Origin of the sequence: Vibrio sp. 10N.222.49.A3, assembly GCF_041475145.1 — a bacterium.
GTDB lineage: Bacteria > Pseudomonadota > Gammaproteobacteria > Enterobacterales > Vibrionaceae > Vibrio > Vibrio tasmaniensis_A.
Genome location: NZ_JBFRVM010000308.1, coordinates 1,035 through 3,990, shown reverse-complemented (window position 1 = coordinate 3,990; position 2,956 = coordinate 1,035). Strand labels below are relative to the sequence as shown.

General features: G+C 40.6%; 2 protein-coding genes and 1 pseudogene. 1 reads left to right on the top strand and 2 read right to left on the bottom strand.

Features of this window, described 5'->3' with window-relative positions; translation table 11 throughout:
• The coding region (locus tag AB4589_RS25310) for a hypothetical protein (protein ID WP_372101945.1) at window positions 1-413 on the top strand (413 nt) is incomplete at its 5' end.
• A 257-nt stretch (window positions 414-670) separates the two neighbouring features.
• On the opposite strand, the gene AB4589_RS25305 is transcribed toward AB4589_RS25310, so the two are convergent.
• Window positions 671-2,428 carry a hypothetical protein gene (locus AB4589_RS25305; RefSeq protein WP_048613855.1) on the bottom strand — a complete coding sequence of 586 codons (1,758 nt, stop codon included), beginning with the start codon at window positions 2,426-2,428 and terminating at the stop codon, window positions 671-673.
• 328 nt (window positions 2,429-2,756) lie between these two features.
• A pseudogene (locus AB4589_RS25300) lies at window positions 2,757-2,956 on the bottom strand (site-specific integrase); the annotation flags it as partial.

Below are 2,956 nucleotides of genomic sequence, written 5' to 3'. Positions count from 1 at the left end.
TGCTGGTGCGGATCACAATGATGGTATACGCTGAACACACTGATGATGTAGGTGCCATTCGCAAACTGGCTAAACAAGGTTATTATCCAGCTATTGAGTCCACTTATGATGTCTATGGTGATAGTCAACATGAGGAGTTGCTTGCATATAATGGTCATGAAGGAGCTATTCTTCATCTCATGGAAAAATACGAACGAACATCAAAAGAAGACGAACAATATAGGCTCGTTTTTTTAAATGAATTAGCCAACCTTTATGGTTATTACCCGAGCCAATCTATTGCTGACAAGGATGAAGATTATGGGCCCGCCTTCGTGATTTATGAAGGAATATCTCTTCCTAAGATAAATGATGAATTGAAGGAAAAAGCTAAAACTGAAGCTCGGATTGTTTTCAACCAGCATAAACACTAACCAATAGTAAAAGTAGCACTCCACATTTATACGGGTGCTACTTTATAGGTCTAAGATCTACTTAAAATTTCCGCATTTTAACTATTATATCTAAGGCGCTTTTGTCCCGTAGCGAAAGACCGCGGACGAACCAACACTATTTCAACGAAAAAAGAAAACCACTGCTAGTTCTTCAACATCAGGTGTGAATGAAATTGAGTAATTCACCTCTAAAATGATCGCTTACAGGGCAAAAAACTTTGCCCTTACATTGAAAACTATGACTGTATGGGCATAGCATAGGCAAGTTCATGAACTAATTGTCTAAACAACGATTCTTTGCCCTCTGGGATAATTAACTGGTCTTTTCCTACGCGTTGGCACAATTTCTGTAATTTAGGTGCTGACGCTATGTTCTTTGCTATCGACTCGGTATCGCATTTCAAAAGTAAAAAACGCCCCTCTAATCGTACTGCATTCTTATTGCTCTCTAACGTTTTGAAGAGGTGCTCAATTTGAGTCGGGAAATATGGTTGTTCATCTCTTTCAGATAGGAAAGATTGTATTTCTTCTAAGTCACCACCATTTTCGAGGTGTGAGAGTATCTTGCTTGTGCATAGCTGCCAGACTTGGTCGGTAGCTTCATCCGCATAATTAGTAAGAAATACTCGCTCACTTGTAGTGGGTGGCTGCATAAACTGAACACGATACTTCGGCAATAATGCGATCGATGTTTTCGTTGATTCGGATACATCGATGTAGGTATCAACCACTCCAAGCACATAGGCTCCGAGCTTTGTAAGCCTGATATATTTTAAACCATCATAAATGGACAAATAATCTAGGTCATATTGCCCCCAACGGTCATAGTAATTATCTTGAGCGCCCTCCGGCGTTACGTAAGCTATGTCGACGATCCCTAGAGTCGCGAAATACTCCATAATTAAACAGCGAGAGTAAGCATTAGTAAGAAAGGTACCGTCATGAATGCGGCCATACGTGGAATCACCAATATACAAGCTATAGGGTTCAAACGTAATATTAAAGAATTGCCCCTCAACCGCCATTAATCTCAGATAGTCATCAAAAGAGACCCATTCTTCAGGTGGGCAAGATCGCAATGTTTCTATACAAGCATCCCTGCGGCTCAGAACATTGGTAAAATATTTCTGACCTTTTCCTTTTTGCCCTTTAATCTGATTGATACGTGAGAACTCGTCAAATTTGCTTCGATCTTTCCAGTCCAAGAAAAGCTGTTTAATGACGTCACAATGTCGTTGTTGAAGAGCGGCTTTTTTTAGGTTGATTTGCAATTCGCCCTTTGTCTCTTTGAACCATAGAGCAGCTCTTAGAATTTGAATCCAACCAAAAGCCTTTATACTTTTCGCTGATTCGTCATCAAGTGATGTTACCTTTTGATACGGTTCATTGAGTTGGTTGCACAGTTGGTTGAGCAATGTTTTAGAAGGCAGCCCAGTTTTCGGACTGACTTTTAACTTCTTAACCTTAATAGTGTTAAGAAGAACGTTAAGCTCCGCTTCCGTGTATTGTGGGGTTTCTGACGTTTCAATCTCGTCACCATCGACAATTGCCGTTGGCACAGAGAAATGTGGTGGCAATGGAACATGAGGTTTCAAAAAAGCTAATAGGTCATTAGGTATTCTGCGTGAAGATCCGTAACGGCGGTCAGGATAAAAGAACGGAGATAAAGCTTTGTCACCGTTATCTTTATCTCGACTTCGATACAACGACCAGTCTTCTGTACTAGGTGGTTCTTTTTGATATTTTGACCAGAATACGAAACCGTCCATATAACCTGCTTGATTGTGAACGGCCTCTTGCAAAGCAAGCTTCTGAACCTCTGAGAGGTGGTTCCAAATTAGCTGTAGGTTGTCTGGGTTCATCAATGCATTAAAGAGTACACTTGCAACTTCTGCTTTGCGACTGGGGATAGCACAAGAAAAGGGTAATGACTTGATACGAAACTTCAGGTCATCGACGGTGCTGTAATCAATAAGGTTTTGAAAATTATCCATGCTGTTACTAGCTCTCTTGATATCTTCAGGAGATTTTATACTACCCCCCTTAGCTCTTCTTCCTTATTTTCGAAAAAGCGTACTTTGCATGGCTTAAATAAATGCAAATTCAATGGAAAGTGTGATTTTGCTAAGGCACTTTTGTCCCGAAGCGACCTTACCAACATAAAAAGTCATTTTTACTGCATGAGTCTTGTTATCGTCACATGAGCAGGGGTTGGGTAAATTCCAGTTGTCTACGAACGCGCATGTTGATAGCCGAATATAATAATGGGCAATAATAGGATAAGCCACTCCCAAAAAGTGGCTTTATAGGGATTCAAGATAACTACCAACTCAAAAAATCCAACTCAGCTCTAATATCACTTATCTGCTCATCCGTTAATTCTGGCAAGATGTTGAACTCCCCTTTTATTGCCTTTGGTTCGGGGTTAGGTTTGTCTGCCTTCAATGCCTTTGTGGTACGTTTTCGTTTTCTGGGCTGTACTTCTTTAGGCTCGACTAATATTCCCGTTATTACCGCCCCCA